The sequence below is a fragment of the Nocardiopsis coralli genome (assembly GCF_014892575.1).
In the GTDB taxonomy this organism is placed as follows: domain Bacteria; phylum Actinomycetota; class Actinomycetes; order Streptosporangiales; family Streptosporangiaceae; genus Nocardiopsis; species Nocardiopsis coralli.
Map to the genome: position 1 here is coordinate 144,141 of NZ_JADBGI010000007.1, position 23,055 is coordinate 167,195.

Consider the following 23,055-nt stretch of genomic DNA (forward strand, 5'->3'; position numbering starts at 1 on the left):
GCGGTGTGTCGGTGAGTGCGGAGACGGGCGGGGACCTCCCCGGCCTGGCCGGACGGGCGTTGAACGCGTTCGCGGAGAGTGCCACGCGCACCAGGGACCGCGACGCCCTCATGGACTCGGCGTTCGCGGCCCTGTTCGACCTGTACCGGGCCACGACCCCGGCACACCGGAGCTCGCCAGGGTTCCGCGAGTTCGCGGGCAACCTCGCCGAGCTGTTGGCCCAGGGCAACAACCCCGACCGTCTGGGCCTGTACGTCGTGCGCAGCGAGACCGCGGCGGAGAACGGACGGCACGAGGGCTACCGGCCAGCCTGCTGGCGGCGGTCGATGCTGCAGATCCTCGGCGACGAGTTCGTGCCCTGGTCGGTGGTCCTGCGCCCCCGTGACGTCGACGCCATCACCCGGATCGACGACGCCCTGGCCGAGGTCGCGGTCGACGCCGGCATCACGACCGAGGACGAGGTGCCCTCCTGGGTCCCGGACTCGCACTGGTGGTGGTGGGAACCGGTCCGCCTGAGGTCGGGTGATGAGGGTGTCGCTCCGGGGTCCGAGCCGGGTGCCGAGCCGGACCCGGGGCCGGGCCCGCAGGGGCACGGGGGCGAGACCGTCGTGGAGACGACCCGCACCGAGAATTGAGGCTTCCGTCCCCGGCGTGACCGGGGACGACGCGTGTGCGAGCGCGCCCGGACCAGGGCCGGGCGCGCTTTCCAAGACCCCAGTAGTCAAGTTTGACTAGAAAGGGTCGGCCGCTTAGCGTGAAGCTTCGATCAGCGGCGACGAAGGGCGGAACGGCGATGACGGAGAAGAAGGCGGAGAGCGGCGAAGGGGTGGGCGTGCGCGCCAACGAGGCGGTGGTCCCGGTCCTGGGCTGCGTGGACGCCGACGCGACCGTGGACTTCTACCGGATGCTCGGGTTCCGGGTCGAGCACGACCAGCGGCGGCCCTACTTCTACATGGCGCTGGGCTGGAGCGGGCTCCACGTGCACTTCGTGGACGCGCCCAAGGGCACCGACCCGGCGAAGGAGGAGGGCGGGATCGCCCTGGTCATGGTCGACGACGTGGCCGCCTACCACGCGGAGTTCGTGGCGGGCATGCGCGCCGCCCGCGGGAAGGTGCTCGCACGCGGGGTCCCGCGCATCACCCGGTTCCGAACCGGATCGAGCCGCTTCACCCTCGTGGACCCCAACGGCAACTCGCTCCTGTTCATCCAGCGCGACGAACCCGAGGAGCTCGAGTACGGAGGCTCGCCCGAGCTCGAAGGTCTGGGCCGGTCACTGGACGAGGTGCGCATCCTCCGCGAGTACAAGACCGACGACGCGCACGCCTACCGCCGAGCCAAGTCCGGGTTCAAGCGCCACGGCGCCGACGCCCCCGCCGTGGAGCGGGCGCGCATGCTGGCGGTGCTCGTGGAGCTGGGCACCGCGGTGGGGGAGGACCCCGAGGTGATCCGCGGCCGCCTGGAGGAGCTCGACGCCATCGAGCTCACCGGTGAGGAACAGGCCGAGGCCGCCGGGGACCTGGACGCGGTCGAGGAGACCCGGCGCTGGTTCGCCGAGGGCGGCGGCTGAGCCGTCGGTCCCGGTCCAGGGGTCAGACCTCCTCGGTGAACACACCCTCGTAGGGTTCGCCCTCCTCGCCCGCGAAGACGTGGGCCCCGGCCTCGATGCGCTCGATCAGGCCGCGGGTCCACACCGCCGACGCCTCGGCCGTGCGCACCCACAGGTCCATGATCTCGCCGATGTGGCCCAGGGAGGTCGGGCCGTCCTCGGGGGAGTAGTACTCGGAGACCGACGCGTGCCAGGCCCACAACCCGTCCAGGCGTTCCCGGAGCAGGGCGGCCACCTCGTCCCGGGGCAGGTCGACCATGAAGCCCAGGCCGGCCGAGAGCACGTCCACTTTGGTGTCGGGTGACGAGAGCGCCCCGCGCAGCAGGGTGAAGAACGTGTGCGTGCCCTCGTCGGTGATGCTGTACACCACGCGCGGCGGGCCGCCCGCCGCAGAGGGTTCGACCTCGTGCGCGACCAGGAGTTCCTGGCGGGCCAGCTGCTTGAGGGCATGGTAGATCGACCCGGGTTTGGCGCTGGACCATTCGTGCGCGCCCCAGGACTCGAGGTCGCCGCGCACCTGGTACCCGTGGGCCCTCCCGTGGTGGCGTACCGAACCCAGTACCAGCAGCCGGATCGCCGACATTCCGACGCCCTCTCTCACCTCGACGGCGGGCGCGGCCGTGCACGGCCGCGCCCGTCCAACACCTCAGCTGTGTCCGGGACTCAGCCCTGGCCGCGCTCGGGGACCGGGTCCCCCTGGCGGTCGTGCTCGCGGCCCAGCGCGATGGGCGCGGCCAGCCACTCGTCGCGCAGCCCGAACGCGTCCACCAACTGCACCGCGTACGGGCGCAGGCCCCGGCACAGCTCGTTGACGGCCGCGGTCACCTGCTTGGCGCGCGCGGTCGACAGGCGCTCGTGCTCGAGGAACCAGGCGCGGTCCTCCTCGATCACCGACATCACGTAGAGGTCGCACACCCGGTTGAGGAGCTTGGCCGTGGAGGTGTCGCCACACCGGTCGATGCCGGCCACGAACGCCTCCAGCACCACACGTTCCATGTGCACCCGGCCGGCCCGCAGCACGTGGTCCTGGGCGTGGTTGAAGACCTCGAACCCGTCGCTGCCGTCCTTCTTCGCACGCCTGATGCGCGAGGCCAGGCCCTCCACGACGTGCTTCTCGCGGTCCTCCAGCAGCTCCAGCTGCCAGCCGCGGTTGTACAGGCTCGTGTTGCCGCTCCGGCCCGGCGCGGCCGCCACGAGGCGGTCGATCAGCGGCACCGCGGCCGTGCGCTCGATGACCGTCTCGAAGACCTTGTTGGCCATGAACCGGGCCAGGCCCATCTGGTCGAGGTCGCCGAACGCGTCCTGGAAGTTGGTCAGCAACCCCTTGGTGAGCTGCTGCAACAGGACGGTGTTGTCGCCCTCGAACGTGGTGAAGATGTCGGAGTCGGCCTTGAGCTGCGGGATCCGGTTCTCGGCCAGGTACCCGGCGCCGCCGCACGCCTCGCGGGCCATCTGGATGGTCTCCGTGGCGTGCCAGGTCGACATCGCCTTGAGCCCGGCCGCACGGGACTCCAGCTCCCGCTGGTCGTGCGGGTCGCGCTCCTCGTCCCCGTACAGCTCGTGGAGCCGGGTGACCAGCTCCTCCTGGGCGAAGTGCAGGGCGTAGGAGCGGGCCAGCGCCGGCAGGAGCTTGCGCTGGTGCGCCAGGTAGTCCAGGATCCGCACCTCGCGCTCGGGCTCGCCGTCGGCGGCGGGGCGGGTGAACTGGCGGCGGGTGTCGGCGTAGCGCACCGCGATCGTCAGCGCCGCCTTGGCCGCGCTGCCCGCACCGCCGGCCACGCTGATGCGGCCTCGGATCAGCGTTCCCAGCATCGTGAAGAAGCGCCGGTTCTTGCTCTCGATCGGGCTGGTGTAGGCGCCGTCCGGTCCCACGTCCCCGTACTTGTTGAGGAGGTTGGTGCGCGGTACCCGAACCTGGTCGAACCAGAGGCGGCCGTTGTCGACACCGTTGAGGCCGGCCTTGGGCCCGCAGTCCTCGATGGTCACACCCGGCGCCGCGCTCCCGTCGTCGTTTCGGATCGGAACCATGAGCGCGTGCACCCCGTGATCGATCCCCGCGCTCTGCAGCTGGGCGAAGACCACGGCCATGCGCCCGTCCCGGGCGGCGTTGCCGATGTAGTCCTTGCGCGCCGACTCGTCGGGCGTGTGGACCACGAACTCCTCGGTCTTCGGGTCGTAGGTGGCCGTCGTGCGCAGGCTCTGCACGTCCGAGCCGTGCCCGGTCTCGGTCATCGCGAAGCATCCGGGGATGTCCAGCGACATCACACCCGGCAGGTACTCGCGGTGATGGCGTTCGGTGCCCAGCGCGTTGATCGCCCCGCCGAACAGGCCCCACTGGACGCCCATCTTGACCATGAGCGACAGGTCGGACACCAGCATCTCGAAGGCCACCACGGAGGCGCCCACGTCGCCGGAACCACCGACCTCCTCCGGGAACCCGTAGGTCTGCATCCCGGTCTCGGCCAGTTTGGCGAGCCGCTCGGTGGTCAGGGTCCGGTGGTCCTCCATCGACAGCCCGTTGACGGGGGCGAAGTCCTCGCCCTGGAGCAGGTCGCGCGCACGCTCGCGCACGTGCGCCCACCGTCCGTCGAGCAACCCCCGAAGCTCGGAGTCGTCGGCTCGTAGCGGCTGTTCGGTCATGGTGTGGTCCCCCTTCTAGCGCCTGTGCCCCAACGTTATGGGAGAGACGCGGGGGACGTCAGACCGCTACCTGCGATGGCCGGTCGGGTGCGGGGGAGGGCGCCGCGGTGTCGGCCCGCTGCGCGAGCTCGTCCAGCGACACCCCGAGGGTGCGTGCGATGGCCGCGACGGTGAAGAACCCGGCGCTGGGGATCCGCCCGCCCTCGATCTTGCGGAGGGTCTCGACCGAGATGCCCGCGCACCGGGCCACCTCCACCATCGTGCGCTCGGCGCGCGCCTGCCGCAGCAGGGCGCCCAGGGCACGGCCGCGCTCGATCTGGTCTGCGCTCAGCGGTTCTCGAACCATGCCGTGCAGTGTAACCCCGCCCGGCGCGCCCGGACCCGGGACGAACGGGCCCCGTTCAGGACCCGCCACGCACGAAGCCGGCCAGGCGCGGTAGGAACGTGATCGGGACCCCCGAACCCGGCGCGGGCAGGCCCGCACGGACCCGGTCGTCGGGGTCGCCGTACACCTCCAGTGAGAGCACCTCGCAGTGCTCGTTGACCGCACGGATGTAGGGGTCCGACAGGTCCCAGTGGCGCAGGACCGCGTCGGAGTCGGCGTAGAGCTGGAAACTGTGCGCCCGCATGTTCTCCTCGTCGAGGAAGATCTCGACCATGAGCTGGGGCGCGTGCGCACGCGTGAAGTCGACCGCGGCCTCGATCGCCTCCCGGTAGGCCTCCAGGTGCCCGTCGGTGACGCGCATGGTGTTGTGCAGGAGCAGTGCGGTGCCGTGCTGTGACTCACTCATGCAACGAGCGTGCGGCCTCGAGCGCGCTTCAGGTCAAGGCCGCGGGGCCGGCCGGTTCAGGCCAGGGCGGGCTCGATCAGGCGCAGCACCCCGTCCTCGGCGTCCAACTGCGCCGGGACGCCGAGCGGAACGGTGAGCTGGGCCGCACAGTGTCCGAACTCCAGCCCCCACAGCACCGGCACACCCAACGGCCCCAGGCGGTCGCGCATCAGCTCCGCGATCGTGCCCGGGTCCGGCGGGCAGTCGGTCCACGTCCCCAGCACGATCCCGGACACCCCGTCCATCCACCCGGAACGGATCAGGTGCGTGATCATGCGGTCCAGGCGGGCCACGTCCTCGTTGATGTCTTCCAGCACCAGGATCCCGCCGGCCGCGGAGGGGCGGCTGTGGGGCGTGGCCAGCCCGTCGTTGAGCAGGCTCAGGTTCCCGCCGAAGGTCACCCCCTCGACGCGGCCCGGGACCAGGGCGTGCGCGCCCGGCGAGGTCAGCACGGTGCGCGTCTCCGGGGCGAACAGCGTCGTGTGCAGCTCGTGCTGGGCGGCCGCGTCACCCACGAAGTACTTGGTGCCCACCACAGGGCCGTGCACCGTGGCCACCCCCAGCTCCACGGCGAACGCCTCGTGCAGCGCGGTGATGTCGCTGAAACCCACCAGCACCTTGGGGGAGGCCGCCCGCATGGCCGCGAAGTCCAGCAGGTCGAGCGTTCGGTGCGCCCCGTCGCCGCCGCGCACGCACAGGACCGCGTCCACGTCCGGGTCGCACCAGGCCTCCTGCAGGTCCGCGGCGCGGTCGGCGTCGTGTCCGGCCAGGTAGGGCAGGGCCGGGTGCCGGTCGCGCACGTGCGGGCCCAGGCCGACCCGGAGTCCCCACCCGGACAGCACCGACGCCGCGGCCTCCAACTGCCCCGGCGGCACCGGGCTGCACGGCGCCACCAGGCGCACCCGCGACCCCTCCGACAACCGGGGCGGGCGCTCCAGCACCGGCACACCCACCGGGGCCTGCCGCCCCGTCCGCCCGTGTTCCGTACCCGCCTGGACCCCGGCCGTCGTCTCGCCCATCCCTCACCCTTCGTCCGGGCCCGCGTCCCCTCCGGGCGCGGGCCGCCCTCTCGGTCCGGCGCCCCTCACGAACGCAGGAACGTGTCCAGGGCGCGCACCCCGAACCGCAGACCCTCCAACGGCACCCGCTCGTCGACGCCGTGCAGCAGGCCCGTGTAGTCCATCCCCTCCGGCTGCGACAGCGGGGAGAACCCGTAACAGTCGATGCCCAGGCGCGCGAAGACCTTCGCGTCGGTGCCCCCGGCCAGGCAGACCGGGACCACGTACGCGTCGGGGTCGTGCGCCACCAGCGCCTCCCGCAGCGCGTCGAAGGCGGGGGAGTCCACCGGCGCCGACACCGGCGGGGAGTGGTGTGCGAAGTCCCAGCTGACCCGTTCCCCGGTGAGCTCGTCCATGGCCCGCGCGAACTGCTCCTCAGCGCCCGGGAGCACGCGGCCGTCCACACCGCCGACCGCCTCGCCCGGCACCACGTTGACCTTGTACCCGGCCGAGAGCATGGTCGGGGCCGCGCTGTTGCGCACTGTCGGGCCGATGAGCGGGGCCGCCCTCCCGAACCGCCCCACCAGCTCGGACACGGCGGTGTAGGTGTCGGTGTCGCCCTGGACGCGCTCGACCTCCAGGGCGCGCGCGATCGCGTCGATGGCAGCACGGGTGACCGGGGTCAGGTGCAGCGGCCACTCGTGCCGGTCGATGCGCGAGACCGCCTCGGCCAGGGACGTGACCGCGTTGTCGCGCGGGGGGCGCGAACCGTGCCCCGCCGTGCCCTCCGCCCGCAGGTCCAGCCAGGCACTGCCGCGCTCGGCCGCGCCCACCGGGTACAGGCGCACCGGGCGGCCCGAGGCCGTGGCGGCGTGGATGGTCTCCCCGCCGCCCTCGCCGATACCGACCGTGCAGCCCTCGAACAGGTCGGGGTGTTCACGCACCAGGAAGTCCGCGCCGTAGCGGGCGCTGTCCTCCTCATCGGCGACCAGTGCGATGACCACGTCGCGGCGCGGGCGCAGGCCGTAACGGGCCCAGTAGCGCACGACCGCGATGATCTGCGCGACGGTGTTCTTCATGTCCACGGCGCCGCGCCCCCACAGGGCGGGCTCGCCGGTGACCGGGCAGTCGGTGATCTCCCCGGAGAACGGCGGGACGGTCCAGTCCTCGGCGGCCGCCGGCACCACGTCCAGGTGTCCGTGCACCAGCAGCGCCGGGGCGTCGGGGTCGGTGCCCGGGATGCGCAACACCGTGTTGGCGCGGCGGGGCGCCGACTCCAGGACCTGTGGGACGTGGCCGCCGATGCTCAGCGCCTCGGCGGCGAACTCGGCGACCCCGCGTTCGTCGCCGTCACCGCCGCCGTTGTTGGTCGAGTCGCGCCGGATCAGGTCCCGGGCCAGGTCGACGGCCTCGTTCCCGGCGTCGCGCAGTCCGGTCTCCGGATCGGTCACAGTTGCAGATGGGTGGCCCACGGCTCGGCCTCGCTCTCACACGGCTCCACCCCGGAGCGGCGGGTGCACCGCCGCCGGCACCGGGGTCCTACGCTCTGGTCGGACTCGTGCCGGGCGCGTTCGGTTCACCGCCCGGCCGACCGGGCCCTTCCCCCTCCGCGGGCCCGGACCCCAGTCCTACCCGTAGCGCTCCTCCATCGCCTGCGAGATGAGCGTGGCGAGCGCCTTGAAACAGCGGATCATCTCGTAGGCGCCGGGCGCCGCGTACCGCACGGTCCGGACCCCGGTGCGTTCCACACCCGGCACGATCGCGGCGGCCTGCGCCAGGTGCGCGGAGTCGGTCTCGACCTCCAGCACCATCGGGCGCGGCGCGGCGGGCTCCACCGAGCCCGCCAGGTCCATCGCGCTGCGCGCGGCCGCGCCGATCGCGGCGGCGGTGCGCGCGGGCGGCCTGCAGCGGGCGGCGTAGCGGCTCACGTGGTCCTTGACCGCGACCTTGCGGGCGTCGGGTGCGTAGGTCTCGGCGTCCTCGCACGCACGGTCGTCACCGGTGACCAGCACGACCGGGGTGCCGAACTCGGCGACCACGGCCGCGTTCAGGTAACCCTCGCTCGCGGGTGCGCCGTCGAGCCACACGCCGGTGATGGCGTTGGGCAGGTAGGTGTGGGCGAGCACGCCGTCCTCGCCGGCGCCGCAGTGGTAACCCAGGAACACGATGCCGTCGACGTCGCCGGACTGGACCCCCTCGACCATGGAGAGCTCCTTGTGGCGGCCGGTGATCATCGTGGCGCGCTCGTCCAGGTCCTCCAGGAGCAGGTTGCGCATGGTCGCGTGCGCCTCGTTGACGAACACCTCGCCCGCCCCGCCGTCGAGGAGCCCCCCGATCGCGGCGTTGACGTCGCTGGTGAACATCGACCGGCAGCGCTGCCACTGTTCCGTGCCCGGTTCGCAGTCGGCGGGCCAGGTGACGCCGGTGGCGCCCTCCATGTCGGCGGAGATGAGGATCTTCACGCGCACGACCCTACGCGGGCGCGCGCGGGAAGGCCATGGATCCCGTGAACCGGCCGGTTCCGGCCCCGCACACACGAACGGCCCCGGGCACGCCGGGGCCGGAACGAGTGCGGTGCGCGGTCAGGGCAGGGTGAGGATGTCCACGCCGGAGTCGGTGATGACCAGCGTGTGCTCGAACTGCGCCGTCCACCTGCGGTCGGCGGTCACGGCGGTCCAGCCGTCGTCCCACAGGTCGTAGTCCACGCCGCCCAGGGTGATCATGGGCTCGATCGTGAACGTCATGCCCGGCTCCATGACCGTGGTCGCGCGCGGGTCGTCGTAGTGCGGCACCACCAGGCCCGAGTGGAACTCCGGGCCCACGCCGTGGCCGGTGAAGTCGCGCACGACGCCGTACCCGAACCGCTTGGCGTAGGACTCGATGACACGGCCGATCACGTTGATCTGCCGGCCGGGGCGGCACGCCTTGATGGCCCGCATCGTGGCCTCCTCGGTGCGCTCCACCAGCAGGCGGTGCTCCTCGGAGACGTCGCCGCACAGGAACGTGGCATTGGTGTCGCCGTGCACGCCGTCCTTGTAGGCGGTGATGTCGATGTTGACGATGTCGCCGTCCGACAGAACGGTGTCGTCGGGGATGCCGTGGCAGATGACCTCGTTGAGTGAGGAGCACAGCGACTTCGGGTAGCCCTTGTATCCCAGGGTGCTCGGGTAGGCGCCGTGGTCCAGCAGGAACTCGTGGCCGATGCGGTCGAGCTCGTCGGTGGTCACGCCCGGGCGGACGTTCTTGCCGATCTCCTGCAGGGCCTGCCCGGCGATACGGCCGGCCTCGCGGATGCGCTCGATGGTCTCCGGGGTCTGGATGTCGCCGAGGACCCCCTCGACGGGCCGTTTGCGGCCGACGTACTCCGGTCGGACGATGTGCGAGGGGACCGAACGTTGTGGCGAGATACGCCCAGGAACCAGCGGAGTAGTCATGGGCACGAATTGTAGTTCGTGTGCGGCGGCCGCGGGGCTCCCTCGAGTGTGGCGTGAGAGGCTTCGGACGGCCCCCGGCGGGCATGCTCCGCCCCGGGAACCCGACCGCCATGCAACAGGAGGCCGACATGGGTGACGTACAGGACGACGGCTGGTGGTACTGCCTCAAGCACAACCGGGTCGAACACGGCGCAGGCTGCCCCAACAAGCAGCGCATGGGCCCCTACCCGGACGAGGCCACGGCCGCGAACGCGCTGAACATCGCCGCCCGCCGCAACGAGCAGTGGGACGAGCAGGAGGACGACGAGCGCGACTCGTGAGCGTGCGGGCCGCTCGAAGCCGCCCGGGGGTGCCCGTGGCAGGATCGCTGCATGACTACGACCGAAGACAGCACCCCCCGGGTCGACGTCGCCACGGCGTCCGTCGCGGTCCTGGGCGGCACCGGTGACCAGGGCCGGGGTCTGGCCCGCCGCCTGGCCCTGGCCGGCAACACCGTGTACCTGGGTTCCCGCAAGCTCGAACGTGCACAGCAGGCCGCCGCCGAGCTCGTGGAGGGCGAGTCCTCCACGATCGACGTGCGCGGCCTCGACAACACCGCCGCCGCGGCCGAGGGCGACATCGTGATCGTCGCCGTCCCGTGGGACGGCCACCGCGAACTGCTGCAGGGGCTGGTCGAGCCCCTGGCCGGCAAGATCGTCGTGGACTGCGTGAACCCCCTCGGCTTCGACAAGCGCGGGCCGTTCCCGCTGGAGGTCGAGGAGGGCAGCGCCGCCCAGCAGGCCGAGCAGATCCTGGTCGAGAGCCGTGTCACCGCCGCCTTCCACCACGTCTCCGCGCGCCTGCTGCTCGACCCGGACGTCGACGAGGTCGAGCTCGACGTGCTCGTCCTGGGTGAGGACCGCGCGGCCACCGACACGGTGCGCGAACTCGCCGACCGCATCCCGGGTGTGCGGGGCGTTTTCGGCGGACGCCTGCGCAACGCCCACCAGGTCGAGGCGCTCACCGCCAACATCATCGCCGTCAACCGCCGCTACAAGACCCACGCCGGGATCCGCATCACCGGCCTCTGAAGCACGGCCTCCCGGGTGCGCCGCCCGCTGCTGCGCTGGGCGGCGCACCCGGGCCCGCTCACACGTGTGCCCCGCCCCCGGTTTCGGGGACGGGGCACACTGAGGGTGCGGGTGGGGTCAGCTCACCCAGCCCTTGACCTTCTCCACCAGCGCGGCCGGGTTCTCGCCGACGGGTGTCACGTTCAGCTGGGTGACGCCGGCGGCGCGGAAGGCCTCCACGCGCTCGCGCACGTAGGACTCCGGGCCGACCATGTTGGTCAGCTCCACGAACTCCTCCGGCACCGCCGCCGCGGCCTCGTCCTTCTTGCCGTCCAGGTAGAGGTCCTGGATCTTGGCGGCCGCCTCCTCGAAGCCGTACCGCTGGGCCACCGTGTTGTAGAAGTTCTTGCCCTTGGCGCCCATCCCGCCGACGTACAGGGCGATCATCGGCCGCATGAAGTCCAGGAGCTTCTTGGTGTCCTCGCCCTCACCGATCGCGAGCATGCCGCCGGCGGTGACCTCGAGCTCGCCCAGGGACGGGTCCCTCTTGGCCTTGCCCTCCGCCAGCGGCTCGCCCCACACGCGGTCGGCGCGCTCGGGGATGAACAGGTGCGGGAGCCAGCCGTCGGCGATCTCCGCCGTCATCGCCACGTTCTTCACGCCCAGGGCGGCCACGTGGATGGGGATCTCGGGGCGCACGGGGTGGTTGATGATCTTCAGGGGCTTGCCCAGGCCGGTGCCCTGCTCGGGGGGAAGCGGGAGCTGGAAGACCTTGCCGTCGTGGGACAGGCGCTCCTCGCGGGCCCAGACCTTGCGGCAGATCTCGATGGTCTCCCGGGTGCGCGCCAGCGGCTTGGTGTAGGGGATCCCGTGGAACCCCTCGATGACCTGGGGTCCGCTCGCACCCAGGCCCAGGACCGCACGCCCGTCGGAGATGTTGTCCAGGCCCGCTGCGGTCATCGCGATGAGCGTGGGGGTCCGGCTGTACAGGGGCAGGATCCCGGCCGCGATGCGCACCCGCTCGGTGCGTGCGGCGATGTAACCCATGAGGGTCGGGCTGTCGAAACCGTAGGCCTCGGCGACCCAGACCGTGTCGAGCCCGGCCTTCTCGAGTGCGACCACCGAGTCGGCGGCCGCCTTCGGATCGCCGTCGTACTGGAGCTGCGTCGAGATGCGCATGTACTTCGTCCCTTCCGGAGGGCGTTCCCGCGGCGCCCGGGGCCCGTGCACCGGCCGCTGCTCGGTCCCGAGTCACTGTACTACCGAGTACCGTTCGGGTTGTTGCCTGGGTCACAGGGGCCGGGCGCGCACGTGCCCGCGCAGGTCAGCCCCGGCCGCCGCCGGGTTCGTCACCGGTGACGAGCGGAAGGGAGTCGTCGGCGGCCCAGGCGGTCATCGAACCGTCGTAGACCGCGGCGTCCTCCCGGCCCACCAGCGCCAGAGCGTGAGCCACACCGGTCGCGGCGATCCCGCCCCCGCAGTAGGTCACCGGGGTCACGCCCGGGTCCAGCAGGCCGGCGCGGTCGAAGATCGCCCGGAGCTCGTCGGTGGGGCGGAACTCCCCGCGCTCGTCGAAGACCTCGCTCACCGGGAGGTTGATGCTGCCGGGGATGTGGCCGTCCCGGGCGTAGGTGTGCTTGTCGCCCCGGTAGGTCGCCGGGTCGAGCACGTTCACCAGCAGCGTGCGGTCATCGCCCAGGGCGCCCTCGACCTGCTCGGTCGAGCGCAGCAGCTCCGGGCGGCGGCGCGGGGTGAACACCGTGGGCGAGGGCACGGAGGGCTCGTCGGTGGTCGGCTGCCCGGCCGCCTTCCACGCCTCCAGGCCGCCGTCCAGCACCACGGCGTCGTCGAACCCCTCCAGCCGCAGCTGCCACCACAGGCGCGTCGCCCACATCGTGCTGTGTTGGCTGTAGACCACCACGCGCCGGCCCCGGCCGATGCCCAGGGCCCCGGCCGAGGCCGCGAACTTCTCCGAGGAGGGCACGGTCCAGGGCGCCGGGGCGCTCGTGTCCGCGAAGTCGTCGAGCAGGTCGGCGAAGACCGCGCCCGGGACGTGCTCGGCCTCGTAGGTGCTGCGGCCGGACTCGACCCGGTAGGGCCCCTCGGCGGGCATGGACAGGTGGGACGTGGAGTCCACGACGACCAGGTCGCTGTCGTGGAGGTGATCGGCGAGCCAGTGCACGCTGACCGTCGGTGCCTGATGAGCCATCGGATGAATCCCCCGAAATCCAATCGAAGCAGTAGGAAAAATCGTACCGCCGGGTGTCGGCACAGCACATCCCAGCAGGGGGAGGCCGCCCGGACACGACGAACCGCCGACCGGCGCACCGATCGGCGGTCCCGTGCTCGGTCCGGGGCGTCAGCCGCTGTAGGAGTGCTGGTCCTCGGGGAAGCTGCCCTCCCGGACCTCCTCGGCGTAGGTCTCGGCCGCATCGCGCAGCGACGCACGCAGGTCGGTGAAGGTCTTGACGAACTTCGGGGTCCAGTCGCTCAGGCCGGCCATGTCCTGCCAGACCAGCACCTGAGCGTCGGTCGAGGCGCCCGCGCCGATCCCGACCGTCGGGACACCGAGCTCCTCGGTCACGCGCGCGCCCAGGTCGGCCGGGACCGCCTCCAGCACGACCGCGAACGCACCCGCGTCCTCCATCGCCCGGGCGTCGGCGAGCAGCTGGTCCGCGGCCTCACCGCGGCCCTGCACCCGGAACCCGCCCAGGGTGTTGACCGACTGCGGCGTCAGACCCACGTGCGCCATGACCGGGACCCCGGCCCTGACCAGCAGTTCCACCTGCGGGGCGACCTCCGCGCCGCCCTCGAGCTTGACCGCCTGGGCCCGGCCCTCCTTCATGAAGCGGGTCGCGGTCTCCAGGGCCTGTTGGGGCGAGCCCTCGTAGGAGCCGAAGGGGAGATCGGCCACGACCATGGCACGTTGCGTGGACCGTGCCACCGCCGCCACCAGGGGCAGGAGTTCGTCGACCGAGACGGGCACGGTCGTGTCGTAGCCGTAGACGACGTTGGCGGCCGAGTCGCCCACGAGCAGGACGGGGATGCCCGCCTCGTCGAAGATCCGGGCGCTCATCGCGTCGTAGGAGGTCAGCATCGGCCAGCGCTCTCCGCGCCCCTTGGCCGAGGCCAGGTCGCGCACGGTCACACGCCGGTTGGTGACCCCTCCGTAGAGGGCGGTGCCTGTGGTGTTCATCTGTGATCGTTCCTTACGTGTCCTCGAGGCACCTCGTGGGTGTCCCCGGGCGTTGTGGACGATTGTTGTGGCCGCGCCGGAACGCGGTGCCCGCATCATCGCACGGTGCGTTCCGGGCGCCCTCTGTCGGGTGGAACCCCGATGCGGCCCCGGTTCATCCCTGCAGCGCGTGCGCCCGCGGGTGTGTGACGGACGGGGCGCACGGGACAGCGGTGGCGCCCCCTGGCCTGCTCGCCCCGCACAGAGCTGGGTAGGGTCACAAAGCACTGCCGGAGCGCACAGGGACGGTGACGTGGACCGAGAGACAGCCCATCGCCGCAGATGGGGCGCGCTCGCCGTGCTCATCATCTGCCTGCTGGTGCTCGTGGCCGACAACACGATCCTCAACGTGGCGCTGCGTGTGCTCTCCGACCCCGAGCAGGGTGTGGGCGCGAGCCAGTCCCAGCTGGCGTGGGCGATCAACTCCTACACCCTGGTCTTCGCCGGACTGCTGTTCACCTTCGGGGTGCTCGGCGACCGGTGGGGACGGCGGCGCCTGCTCGCCTCCGGGCTGTTCGTCTTCGGTGCGGCCTCGGCGCTGTCGGCCTACTCCCAGAGCCCCGAGCAGCTCATCGCCGCCCGCGCCGCGATGGGGTTCGGTGCGGCGATGGTCATGCCGCAGACGCTGTCGATCATCACCGACGTGTTCCCGTCCGACGAACGCCCGCGTGCCATCGGGATCTGGGCCGGGGCGGTCGGGCTGGCGCTGGCGATCGGGCCCACCGCGGGCGGCCTGCTGCTGGAGAACTTCTGGTGGGGATCGATCTTCCTCATCAACGTGCCCTTCGTCCTGGTCGGGCTGTCGCTGATCTTCGTGCTCATCCCGGAGTCGCGCGACGAGGCCCCCGGACGCCTGGACCTGGTCGGGGTCCTGCTGTCGATCCCGGGCCTGGTGCTGCTCATCTACGGCGTCATCACGGCGGGGGAGCGGGCCTCGCTGACCGACCCCGACGTGGTCGTGGCGCTGTTGGGCGGGCTCGGGGTGCTCACGCTCTTCGTGCTGCACGAGAAGCGGGTGGACAACCCCTCGCTGGACGTGCGCTTCTTCCGCGATCCGCGGTTCAGCGTCTCCATCGCCGTGATCCTGCTGCTGTTCTTCAGCATGGCCGGGATCATCTTCTTCATGAGCTTCTACTGGCAGAGCGTGCGCGAGTTCAGCCCGCTCGTGGCCGGTCTGCTCGTGCTCCCCTCGGCGGTGGGGCAGATGCTCTTCGCGCCACTGAGCCCGACCCTGGTGCGCAAGGCGGGCCCGCGTGCGGTGGCGGCCGGCGGCATCGTGGCGGTGTGTCTCTCGTTCGCCTTCTTCGCGGTGATCCAGCAGGACACCCCGATCCCGCTGATCATGCTGTTCTTCTTCACGCAGGCGGCGGCGATGGCGACGGTGCTCACCCCGGCCACCGACGCGATCGTGTCCTCGGTTCCGCCGGGCAAGGCCGGTGCGGCCTCGGCCGTGCAGAACACCGCCCGCCAGATCGCCACCGCGCTGGGGGTGGCGGTGCTGGGCGCGGTCATCTCCGTGCACTACCGTTCGGCGCTCTCGCCGGAGCTGCAACGTGTCGCGGCGGAGGAGGGCGTGCCCGAGGAGCGTGCCGAGACGGCGGGGGAGTCGATCGAGGCGACCATGACGCTGGTCCGGGAGCTCGGTGACGCGGGGCGGGTGCTCGTGGCCCCGGCCAAGGAGGCCTTCGTCTCGGGCATGCACCTGGCGGCGCTGGTCTCCCTGGCCTTCGGGATCATCGGGCTCGTCGTCGTGCTCATCTGGCTGCCGCGCTCCTCCGGGGGCGACGGGGGCCGGGGAGGGCGCGGCCAGGGTTCCGGGACACGTTCGGGGTGAAGCGCTCCGCATACCTTGGGGGTATGCGCCTGACCGCCTTCACCGACGTCTCCCTCCGCCTGGTCATGCGGCTGGCCGTGGCCGAGGAGGGCGAACGCCTGACCACACGGGCCGCGTCGGGCATGCTCTCGGTGCCCTACACCCACATGGCCAAGGCCGTGGCCCGGCTGTCCGACCTGGGGATCGTCGAGGCCCGGCGCGGCCGCGGGGGAGGCCTGCTGCTGACCGAGGCGGGACGTGCGTCCTCCGTCGGCGCGATCGTGCGCGAACTCGAGGGTGACGGGGATCTCGCCGGATGCGAGGACGACCCGCCCTGCCCGCTGCGTGAGGCCTGCCGCCTGCGGGGTGCGCTGGCCCAGGCGCGCGAGGCGTTCTACGCATCGTTGGACCAGGTCACCGTGGCTTCCCTGGTGGAATCCCCCACACGTCGTGCCCTGACACTGTTGCGCGAACCGCCCGCCGGCACCTGAGCCGGACCGGGCCGGAGGTCGGGTCCCGCGGGGCGCCGGAAGTCCCGGCGGAGCCGGGCCCGCGTCCCGCGCGTACAAGGCCGTCCGGCCCTGCCCGATCGCGGCGTCGTCGCAGTACAACGGTGGCGCTGAGGTGTCCTTGGGGCCACCCCGGTGAGAGCTCTCCAGGGCCCGGATTTAATCTGCATTTCAGATACCAATTATCTGGTCCGGGTCACCCCGGAGAAGGAGGACGCATGCTCTCCGCAGAGTCCGCAGCCACCGTCCGCGCCACCCTCCCGGTCGTCGCCGAACACCTCGACACCATCACCGCCCGCTTCTACGACGGGATGCTCGGCCAACACCCCGAACTGCTCGACGGCATGTTCAACCGCGCCAACCAGGCCAACGGGGACCAGCGCAGGGCCCTGGCCGCCTCCATCGCCGGGTTCGCCACCGCCCTCCTCGAGAACCCGGACGAGCGGCCCGACACCCTGCTCTCGCGCATCGCCCACAAGCACGCCTCCCTCGGCGTGACCGAGGACCAGTACGCACTCGTGCACAAGTACCTGTTCCAGGCCATCGCCGAGACCCTCGGAGACGCCGCCACACCCGACGTCGTCGCCGCCTGGGACGAGGTCTACTGGCTCATGGCCGGGGCGCTCACCGCCATCGAGGCCCGCCTCTACGCGGACGGCGGCGCCACCGGCCGCGACGTCTGGCGGCCCTGGCGTGTGACCGACCGCGCCCCGCAGAGCCCCGACACCGTCGCCCTCGGCCTCGAACCCGAGGACGGGGGAGAGGCGCCGGCCTTCCGTGCCGGCCAGTACGTCAGCGTGCAGGTGCAGATGCCCGACGGGGTGCACCAGGCCCGCCAGTACTCCCTGACCGGGTGGGACGGCCGCCGGCGCCGCATCACCGTCAAGCGGCTGCGCGCCGGCCGGAACCCCGCCGGCGAGGTGTCGACCCTCCTGCACGACGCCGCCCCGGGGGACAGACTCATGGTCTCCACACCGGCGGGCGACGTCACGGTTCCCGGCGGCGAACACCCGCTCGTGCTCGTGTCCGCGGGGATCGGCTGCACCCCGATGCTCGCGATGCTGCACCACCTGGCCGAGGCCGGCAGCTCGCGCGAGGTCCTCGTCCTGCACGCCGACCACGGCCCCGACCAACACCCGCACCGCGACGAGACGGCCGTGCTCGTCGACACCCTGCCCGGCGCGAGCTCGCACACCTGGTACGAGGACGGCGGCGGTGACCACCGCGGACGTATGGACCTTTCGGAGATCGACGTCCCCGCGGGCGCCGAGGTCTTCCTGTGCGGCCCGCTGCCGTTCATGCGGGACGTGCGCGCCCAGTTCCTCGACGCGGGTGTGCCGCCGCGCCGGGTCCACTACGAGGTCTTCGGCCCCGACCTCTGGCTCGGCGCCGCCTGAGCCGGGCCGCCGGGAGGTGTCCCGGGCCGGTACCCGGAACCGGCCCGGGCCGACATACTGGGCCCATGCCCCCCGAGACGATCCCGCCCTCCGCCGACCGCTCCGCCTTCGTCGGCCGCGACCACCACGTCACCGCCCTGCTCGAGGACGCCCTCGACGTGCTCGACGGCGGGGCCCGGGCCGTGTTCGTGCGCGGTGAGGCCGGGGTCGGCAAGACGCGCCTGGTCGACGAGTACCTCCGGCGCACCCCGCTCGGTTCCCGCGCCGTCGGCGGGTGTGTGGAGTCCGGGACCGACGCCGTCGCCTTCGCCCCGGTCACGTCCGTGCTGCGCCCCCTGGCCCGTGACCACGCCCCGACACCGGTCGAGGCGCGCGAGCTCGCCCGCATCCTGCCGGAGCTCGGCGAGGTCTCCACCGTGCCCGACGACGGACGCATCCGCCTGTTCGAGTCGGTGCTGACCTTCCTGGAACGCTGCGCCGAGGCGGGCGACGGAACCCGGCCCGGCCTCTGTGTGGTGCTGGAGGACCTCCACTGGGCCGACGCCTCCACCCGCGACCTGCTGCTGTTCCTCCTGCGGAACCCGGGCCGGGCCCCGCTCCAGATCCTCGCCACGGTCCGCACCGACGACGTGCACCGCACCCACCCGCTGCGCAGGCTCGTGCCCGACATGGTCCGCCTGCCCCGCGTGGGCACCGCCGACCTCGAACCCCTCGACGTGGCCGGCGTCGCCGCCCAGGTCACCGCCCTGCGCGGGCACGCTCCCGCCGACGCCGAGGCCGAACGCCTGCACGGGCGCAGCGGCGGCAACCCGCTCTTCGTCGAGGCCCTGATCACGGGCGGCGACGGCGGGTCGGGGATCCCCGAGGGCCCGCGCGAACTCATGCTGCGCCGGGTCGAGGCCCTGTCCTCCGGGGCCCGGTCCGTGCTGGGGACCGCCGCACTCATCGGCACCCGGGTCCCGCACACACTCCTGGCCGCTGCGGCCGCACGGTCCGGTGTGGGTGAGGAGGACCTCGACGCCGCCCTGCGCGAGGCCGTCGACGCCCGGGTCCTGCAGGTGGACGGTGACGGCTACACGTTCGGCCACGCCCTGCTGGCCGAGGCCGTGCAGGAGGACCTGCTCCCCGGCGAACGTGTGCGCACCCACCGCAACCTCGCCGACGCCCTCGACGCCGGGGTGCCCGGGTTGGCCGAACCCGCACGCGACCGGCTCCTGGCCCGCCACGCCACCCTGGCCCACGACCACGAGCGCGCCTTCCGGGCCACCTGGGCCGTGGTCGCCCGCGACGAGCACACCCCCGGCCACCCCGAACAGCTGGACCTGCTCGAACGCCTCCTGGAGCTGTACGAAGCTGTTCCCGCCACCGCGGCCGAGATCGGTGCGACCCGCGCCGACCTCCTGCGCCGCGCCGCCACCGCCGCCCACCTGGCCGGGCGCGCCCGCCGCGCCCGGGACCACGCCACCGCGGGCCTGGCCGAGCTCGGCGCCGACGGCGACACCCCGCCCGCGTCCGAGCACCGCATCGCCGCCGCCCTGCTCCGGCTGACCAGGGCGCGTGTCCTGCGCACCCTCGGCCAGGACGGCGACCTGGAGGACCTCGACGCCGCCGCAGTCCTCTTCGGCGAGGACCACACCGGCCGGATCGCCGTCGACGCCGCCCGTGCGGCCGCCCTCAACGTCCGGGGACGCGAACGGGAGGCCGAGCCGGTCGCCCGCGCAGTGCTGGAGTGGGCCCGGCGCGCGGGTGACCCGCACAGCGAGGCCGACGCCCTGGTGACACTCGGCAGTTTCTGGATCGGGGAGGACGCCGACGAGCGCGAGCACCTGCTGCGCCGTGGGATCGCCCTGGCCGCCCGCATCGGACACGTGCAGACCGAGCTGCGCGGCTGGAACAACCTCCAGGTCGCCCTGCACTTCCGGCTCGACCTGCACGCCACGCTGGAGGTCGCCCGCCGGTCCATGGAACGCCACACCGAACTCGGCGTGGCCCGGACCCGCGGAGCCGAGGCGGCCGGAAACCTCGCCGCGGTCCTGGTGAACCTGGGCCACACCGACGCCGCCCACCGTCTGTTCGACCGGTTCCCCGGCGGCGACCTGCCCGTGCGCAGACAGAAGGCCCACATCGCCCTGTCGATCGCGCTGTGGGAGGGCGACGTGCCCACCTCCCGGCGGCTCCTCGAAGAACTCACCGCCGTGGAGGAGGCCGTGGAGCTGCCGGCCGACCGGCGCATCGTGCGGCTCGCGGCCCGGCTGCGCCTGTTGGCGGAGGAGGGCGACCTCGACGCGATGGGACCGGTGGCGCGCGCCATGATCGACGGCGAACGGAGCAAGGCCCCGACGCAGGCCAGCGTCGACGGCATGGCCCACTTCTCCCAGGCCCTCCACCACCTGATGCGCTCGGGCGACCCCGGCCACCGGGCCCTGGCCGAGGAGCTCCGGCCCGGGCTGGAGCTGTTCCGCCGGGGCGAGGTGTGGGCGCAGACCCCGCGCGGGCGGCTGCGCGAGCAACAGAGCCGTGCCTGGCTGGCCACCGACCCGGCCGAGGCCCTGCGCCTGTGGGAGGGCTACGCCACCGCCCTGGGCGAGGTCGGGTTCCCCGTACAGCGCACCGTCGCGCTGGGCCGGGCCGCGTCCTTCGCCGCGGAGTGCGGTCGGGAGGGCGACGCGCGGCGCCTGCTCGTGCTGTGCGACGAGGTCGCGGGACAGTGCGACAACGGTGCCGCCCTGCTGCGCCGCCACGCCGCCCCCGTGCGTGCCGTGCTCGGCGAGCCGGGCGAGGCCCCGGCCGGCCTGACCCGGCGTGAGCAGGAGGTCCTCGTGCGCCTGGCTGCGGGCGCGACCAACCGGGAGATCGGGGAGGCCCTGTTCATCTCACCGAAGACGGTGAGCGTGCACATGAGCAACCTGATGTCCAAGCTCGGCGTCACCAACCGCAACGCCGCCGCGGTGCGCGCCCGCGACCTCGGCCTCACCTGAGGCCACGACCGCTCAGCGGCGTGCGGACCCGCCGGCGCCGGTCAGGTGGGCCACCGAGGCCTCCACGTCCACGGCGTTGCGCGGCTGGTTGTAGGGGAGCTTGGACAGCGCCATCGCCATCCCGCACGTGTTGGTCACTGCCGCGAAGGTCAGCCCCGCGCCGATGAAGGCGGCCACCCACACCGCCGGCTGCCACACCAGGCTCAGCAGCACCGACACCAGGACGATGCTGCCGGCCACCAGGCGCACCTGGCGTTCCAGGGCCCAGCGCTCCTTGCCGCGCACGACCGGGGCGCCGTCGGCCTCCCAGGCGTTCATCCCGCCGGTCATCACGGAGGCGTCGGTGAACCCGGCCCCGGTGAGGCGGTCGCGGAACTGCTCGGCGCGCGGTCCCGCCTGGCAGATCAGAACCATCGGCCCGCGGGCGTCGGCGGCGAGGCGTTCCAGGTGCGGCCCGGCCTGGCCCAGGGGCAGGTTCACGGAGCCGTCGATGTGCGAGCTCTCGTACTCGGCGGGCGTGCGCACGTCGACCACGAGGGTGTCGGGGTCGCGCTCGATAAGGGCGCGCACGGAAGGGACGTCGGTGGTGCTGCTGGTCATGCGGGAACTCCGGTTCCGGACGTGTGGGTCGGCAAGGGCGGGCGGGGACGTGTACGGGTTCTGGAACCCCGGGGGGTATCCCGAGGGTACACGTCCCCCTGGATCACGAACGTTCAGGCGGCGAGCATGCGGTAGGCGTGGTAGCCGCCCACGAGGTCGGCGACCTGCGCGTGCCCCTGCGCGCGCAGGTGGCTGGCGGCGACGCTGGAACGGTAACCGCCGGCGCAGTGCACGACGATCGGCCGGTCGGCGGGCAGCTCCCCGCCGCGCTCGGGAAGGTGGGCCAGCGGGATGTGCACCGCGCCCTCGATGAAGCCGCCCTCGCGCTCGGCCGAACCGCGCACGTCCACCACCACGGGGGCGTCCTCCGCCTCGAGCATGCGGGCGAGCTCTGCGGCCTCCACCCGCGGGGCGCGCTCCACCTCACCGGGAACGGAGGCCATCGCGGCCTCGGGGCGCTCGAGGTACCCGGCGATGGTGTCCAGTCCCACGCGGGCCAGGCGGGTCACGGCCTCCTGCTCCTGCCCGGCGGCGGCCACGACCAGGATCTCCGAGCCGGGCTCGACCATCATCCCGGAGGTCTCGGCGAAGCGGCCGTCGGTGCCCACGTTGAGCGCCCCGCGCAGGTGCCCGGCGGAGAACGACTGGTGGTCACGGGCGTCGACGACCACTGCGCCCGCGGCACGCAGGCGCAGGAACGCCTCCGCGTCCAACGGCCGGGCCAGGGCCTCGACGTCGACCGGGTCGCGGTCCTGCCGGTTGCGGGCGGCGTCGTAGGAGAAGTACGCCGGGATCGCCTCCTGGCCCTCCCTCACCAGCTCCACGAAGTCCGCCTCGCTCATCGGCTGCACCGCGTAGTTGGTACGCCGCTGGTCGCCGATCGTGGACTGCCGCTCCGTCGAGATGTTCTTGCCGCACGCCGAACCGGCGCCGTGCCCGGGGAAGAGCCGGGTGGCGTCGGGCAGGGCCATGAGCTTGTTGTGCACCGAGTCGTAGAGCATCGGCGCGAGCTTCTCGGGGGAATGCCCGAACGAGGCTGCGAGGTCGGGACGGCCCACGTCGCCGATGAACAGCGCGTCGCCGGTCAGTACCCCGTAGGGCACGGTGTCCCCGCCGCGCTCGTACACCACGAGGCTGATGGACTCGGGGGTGTGGCCGGGCGTGTGCAGGACCTCCACCTCGACCTCGCCCAGCGTGATGCGCTCGCCCTCGGCCAGACCCCGGAAGGCGAACTCCGCCTCGGCGGTCTCCCCGTAGCCGATCCAGGCGCCGGTGCGTTCGGCGATCTCGAAGTGCCCGGAGATGAAGTCCGCGTGCAGGTGGGTGTTGATCACCCCCACGACGTCGAGGCCTTGGTCGCGTGCGTCGTCGAGGTACTCGTCCACGTCGATGCGCGGGTCGACCACGACGGCCTTCCCGGTGGTCTCGTCGCCGATGAGGTACGAGGCCTGCGAGAGGCAGTCGAGGTAGTACTGGGTCAGGATCATGCTCGCGCTCCTTCGTGGTCGTTTTGAACCCCCGGGGGTATCCGGAGGGTATAAGAACCCCCAGGGGTATGTGGTGTACAGAGGGGGCTCTGGCGCCAACCCGGTCAGGCCAGGGCGAGGAAGAGCTTCTCCAGCTCCTGCTCGGTCATCTCCGGCTCCTCGCCGCGTTCACGTGCGGCGTTGCAGTGGCGCAGACCGCTGGAGACGATCTTGAACCCGGCACGGTCAAGGGCGCGCGAGACCGCCGCGAGCTGCTGCAGCACCTCGGTGCAGTCCTCGCCCTGCTCCATCATGTCGATCACGCCGGCCAACTGCCCCTGCGCCCTGCGCAGACGGGTCAGGGCATCGCCGACCATCTCCGGCTTCAGCTCCATCGGTCATCACCTCACCGGCGTCAACATACCCCCGCCCGTATCCATTCCCGACTGAGTGTGTTGCCGGCCACGCCGGGCACACGTCGGCCCCCGCCCGGAGGACGG

Annotated in this window: 22 protein-coding genes; 8 read left to right on the top strand and 14 right to left on the bottom strand. The window is 72.5% G+C overall.

Annotated elements, in window-relative coordinates:
• Positions 1-5: 5 nt before the first annotated feature.
• The gene (locus IDM40_RS09885) at positions 6-635 is read left to right on the top strand and encodes a hypothetical protein (protein ID WP_193121641.1); all 630 of its coding nucleotides are present in this window, start codon (positions 6-8) and stop codon (positions 633-635) included.
• Between the two features lie 158 nt (positions 636-793).
• Complete coding sequence (locus IDM40_RS09890) at positions 794-1,567, top strand: VOC family protein (protein WP_193121642.1); 774 nt, start codon at positions 794-796, stop codon at positions 1,565-1,567.
• A 22-nt stretch (positions 1,568-1,589) separates the two neighbouring features.
• Here IDM40_RS09890 and IDM40_RS09895 read toward each other — a convergent pair whose 3' ends face one another.
• From IDM40_RS09895 to map, 8 genes are all read right to left on the bottom strand, one after another.
• A complete protein-coding gene (locus tag IDM40_RS09895; RefSeq protein ID WP_193121643.1) occupies positions 1,590-2,189 on the bottom strand; it encodes a PadR family transcriptional regulator in 600 nt (199 codons plus the stop codon).
• Between the two features lie 80 nt (positions 2,190-2,269).
• A complete protein-coding gene (locus IDM40_RS09900; protein ID WP_193121644.1) occupies positions 2,270-4,246 on the bottom strand; it encodes an acyl-CoA dehydrogenase family protein in 1,977 nt (658 codons plus the stop codon).
• 58 nt (positions 4,247-4,304) lie between these two features.
• Positions 4,305-4,592 carry a helix-turn-helix domain-containing protein gene (locus IDM40_RS09905; RefSeq protein ID WP_193121645.1) on the bottom strand — a complete coding sequence of 96 codons (288 nt, stop codon included), beginning with the start codon at positions 4,590-4,592 and terminating at the stop codon, positions 4,305-4,307.
• A 55-nt stretch (positions 4,593-4,647) separates the two neighbouring features.
• Positions 4,648-5,037 carry a hypothetical protein gene (locus IDM40_RS09910; protein WP_193121646.1) on the bottom strand — a complete coding sequence of 130 codons (390 nt, stop codon included), beginning with the start codon at positions 5,035-5,037 and terminating at the stop codon, positions 4,648-4,650.
• Positions 5,038-5,093: 56 nt separating this feature from the next.
• Positions 5,094-6,095, bottom strand: coding sequence for a S66 peptidase family protein (locus tag IDM40_RS09915; RefSeq protein ID WP_235997469.1), 1,002 nt, complete (start codon positions 6,093-6,095; stop codon positions 5,094-5,096).
• A gap of 65 nt (positions 6,096-6,160) precedes the next feature.
• Positions 6,161-7,546 (bottom strand): M20/M25/M40 family metallo-hydrolase, encoded by a 1,386-nt coding sequence (locus IDM40_RS09920; RefSeq protein ID WP_193121647.1) that lies wholly within the window; start codon positions 7,544-7,546, stop codon positions 6,161-6,163.
• 156 nt (positions 7,547-7,702) lie between these two features.
• Complete coding sequence (locus IDM40_RS09925; protein WP_193121648.1) at positions 7,703-8,536, bottom strand: M55 family metallopeptidase; 834 nt, start codon at positions 8,534-8,536, stop codon at positions 7,703-7,705.
• 120 nt (positions 8,537-8,656) lie between these two features.
• Positions 8,657-9,508 carry a type I methionyl aminopeptidase gene (gene map, locus IDM40_RS09930; protein ID WP_216630562.1) on the bottom strand — a complete coding sequence of 284 codons (852 nt, stop codon included), beginning with the start codon at positions 9,506-9,508 and terminating at the stop codon, positions 8,657-8,659.
• Between the two features lie 128 nt (positions 9,509-9,636).
• Here map and IDM40_RS09935 point away from each other — a divergent pair, with 128 nt between their 5' ends.
• Both IDM40_RS09935 and npdG read left to right on the top strand, forming a co-directional pair.
• Complete coding sequence (locus tag IDM40_RS09935) at positions 9,637-9,828, top strand: hypothetical protein (RefSeq protein ID WP_193121650.1); 192 nt, start codon at positions 9,637-9,639, stop codon at positions 9,826-9,828.
• A gap of 51 nt (positions 9,829-9,879) precedes the next feature.
• Positions 9,880-10,578: an NADPH-dependent F420 reductase gene (gene npdG, locus IDM40_RS09940; protein ID WP_193121651.1), complete on the top strand. Its 699-nt coding sequence runs from the start codon at positions 9,880-9,882 to the stop codon at positions 10,576-10,578.
• 117 nt (positions 10,579-10,695) lie between these two features.
• Here the strand turns inward: npdG and IDM40_RS09945 are convergent, their stop codons facing one another.
• The 3 genes from IDM40_RS09945 to panB form a co-directional block, all read right to left on the bottom strand.
• Entirely contained in the window at positions 10,696-11,736 is a 1,041-nt protein-coding gene (locus IDM40_RS09945; protein ID WP_193121652.1) for an LLM class F420-dependent oxidoreductase, read from the bottom strand.
• 145 nt (positions 11,737-11,881) lie between these two features.
• Positions 11,882-12,766 carry a sulfurtransferase gene (locus tag IDM40_RS09950; protein WP_193121653.1) on the bottom strand — a complete coding sequence of 295 codons (885 nt, stop codon included), beginning with the start codon at positions 12,764-12,766 and terminating at the stop codon, positions 11,882-11,884.
• Positions 12,767-12,916: 150 nt separating this feature from the next.
• Positions 12,917-13,753 (bottom strand): 3-methyl-2-oxobutanoate hydroxymethyltransferase, encoded by an 837-nt coding sequence (panB, locus tag IDM40_RS09955; RefSeq protein ID WP_193121654.1) that lies wholly within the window; start codon positions 13,751-13,753, stop codon positions 12,917-12,919.
• 292 nt (positions 13,754-14,045) lie between these two features.
• Between panB and IDM40_RS09960 the strand changes: the two genes are divergently transcribed.
• The 4 genes from IDM40_RS09960 (at position 14,046) to IDM40_RS28805 (ending at position 20,489) form a co-directional block, all read left to right on the top strand.
• Complete coding sequence (locus IDM40_RS09960) at positions 14,046-15,626, top strand: MFS transporter (RefSeq protein WP_193121655.1); 1,581 nt, start codon at positions 14,046-14,048, stop codon at positions 15,624-15,626.
• A 23-nt stretch (positions 15,627-15,649) separates the two neighbouring features.
• Positions 15,650-16,096, top strand: a complete 447-nt coding sequence (locus IDM40_RS09965; protein ID WP_193121656.1) for an RrF2 family transcriptional regulator — start codon at positions 15,650-15,652, stop codon at positions 16,094-16,096.
• Between the two features lie 236 nt (positions 16,097-16,332).
• A complete protein-coding gene (locus IDM40_RS09970) occupies positions 16,333-17,511 on the top strand; it encodes a globin domain-containing protein (protein WP_193121657.1) in 1,179 nt (392 codons plus the stop codon).
• 65 nt (positions 17,512-17,576) lie between these two features.
• Positions 17,577-20,489: a helix-turn-helix transcriptional regulator gene (locus tag IDM40_RS28805; RefSeq protein ID WP_193121658.1), complete on the top strand. Its 2,913-nt coding sequence runs from the start codon at positions 17,577-17,579 to the stop codon at positions 20,487-20,489.
• A gap of 12 nt (positions 20,490-20,501) precedes the next feature.
• On the opposite strand, the gene IDM40_RS09980 is transcribed toward IDM40_RS28805, so the two are convergent.
• From IDM40_RS09980 to IDM40_RS09990, 3 genes are all read right to left on the bottom strand, one after another.
• On the bottom strand, positions 20,502-21,089 hold the full coding sequence (locus IDM40_RS09980; protein ID WP_193121659.1) for a rhodanese-like domain-containing protein: 588 nt from the start codon (positions 21,087-21,089) through the stop codon (positions 20,502-20,504).
• Between the two features lie 113 nt (positions 21,090-21,202).
• Complete coding sequence (locus tag IDM40_RS09985) at positions 21,203-22,576, bottom strand: MBL fold metallo-hydrolase (RefSeq protein ID WP_193121660.1); 1,374 nt, start codon at positions 22,574-22,576, stop codon at positions 21,203-21,205.
• 104 nt (positions 22,577-22,680) lie between these two features.
• Positions 22,681-22,950 carry a metal-sensitive transcriptional regulator gene (locus IDM40_RS09990; RefSeq protein ID WP_193121661.1) on the bottom strand — a complete coding sequence of 90 codons (270 nt, stop codon included), beginning with the start codon at positions 22,948-22,950 and terminating at the stop codon, positions 22,681-22,683.
• Positions 22,951-23,055: the final 105 nt, after the last annotated feature.

What these genes read in the sequence shown, in the direction of transcription:
- IDM40_RS09890 (WP_193121642.1), top strand. Translation starts at nt 794, where the DNA reads ATGACGGAGAAGAAGGCGGAGAGCGGCGAAGGGGTGGGCGTGCGCGCC.
- IDM40_RS09895 (WP_193121643.1), bottom strand. Translation starts at nt 2,189, where the DNA reads ATGTCGGCGATCCGGCTGCTGGTACTGGGTTCGGTACGCCACCACGGG.
- IDM40_RS09900 (WP_193121644.1), bottom strand. Translation starts at nt 4,246, where the DNA reads ATGACCGAACAGCCGCTACGAGCCGACGACTCCGAGCTTCGGGGGTTG.
- IDM40_RS09905 (WP_193121645.1), bottom strand. Translation starts at nt 4,592, where the DNA reads ATGGTTCGAGAACCGCTGAGCGCAGACCAGATCGAGCGCGGCCGTGCC.
- IDM40_RS09910 (WP_193121646.1), bottom strand. Translation starts at nt 5,037, where the DNA reads ATGAGTGAGTCACAGCACGGCACCGCACTGCTCCTGCACAACACCATG.
- IDM40_RS09915 (WP_235997469.1), bottom strand. Translation starts at nt 6,095, where the DNA reads ATGGGCGAGACGACGGCCGGGGTCCAGGCGGGTACGGAACACGGGCGG.
- map (WP_216630562.1), bottom strand. Translation starts at nt 9,508, where the DNA reads ATGACTACTCCGCTGGTTCCTGGGCGTATCTCGCCACAACGTTCGGTC.
- IDM40_RS09935 (WP_193121650.1), top strand. Translation starts at nt 9,637, where the DNA reads ATGGGTGACGTACAGGACGACGGCTGGTGGTACTGCCTCAAGCACAAC.
- npdG (WP_193121651.1), top strand. Translation starts at nt 9,880, where the DNA reads ATGACTACGACCGAAGACAGCACCCCCCGGGTCGACGTCGCCACGGCG.
- IDM40_RS09945 (WP_193121652.1), bottom strand. Translation starts at nt 11,736, where the DNA reads ATGCGCATCTCGACGCAGCTCCAGTACGACGGCGATCCGAAGGCGGCC.
- IDM40_RS09950 (WP_193121653.1), bottom strand. Translation starts at nt 12,766, where the DNA reads ATGGCTCATCAGGCACCGACGGTCAGCGTGCACTGGCTCGCCGATCAC.
- panB (WP_193121654.1), bottom strand. Translation starts at nt 13,753, where the DNA reads ATGAACACCACAGGCACCGCCCTCTACGGAGGGGTCACCAACCGGCGT.
- IDM40_RS09965 (WP_193121656.1), top strand. Translation starts at nt 15,650, where the DNA reads ATGCGCCTGACCGCCTTCACCGACGTCTCCCTCCGCCTGGTCATGCGG.
- IDM40_RS09970 (WP_193121657.1), top strand. Translation starts at nt 16,333, where the DNA reads ATGCTCTCCGCAGAGTCCGCAGCCACCGTCCGCGCCACCCTCCCGGTC.
- IDM40_RS28805 (WP_193121658.1), top strand. Translation starts at nt 17,577, where the DNA reads ATGCCCCCCGAGACGATCCCGCCCTCCGCCGACCGCTCCGCCTTCGTC.
- IDM40_RS09980 (WP_193121659.1), bottom strand. Translation starts at nt 21,089, where the DNA reads ATGACCAGCAGCACCACCGACGTCCCTTCCGTGCGCGCCCTTATCGAG.
- IDM40_RS09985 (WP_193121660.1), bottom strand. Translation starts at nt 22,576, where the DNA reads ATGATCCTGACCCAGTACTACCTCGACTGCCTCTCGCAGGCCTCGTAC.
- IDM40_RS09990 (WP_193121661.1), bottom strand. Translation starts at nt 22,950, where the DNA reads ATGGAGCTGAAGCCGGAGATGGTCGGCGATGCCCTGACCCGTCTGCGC.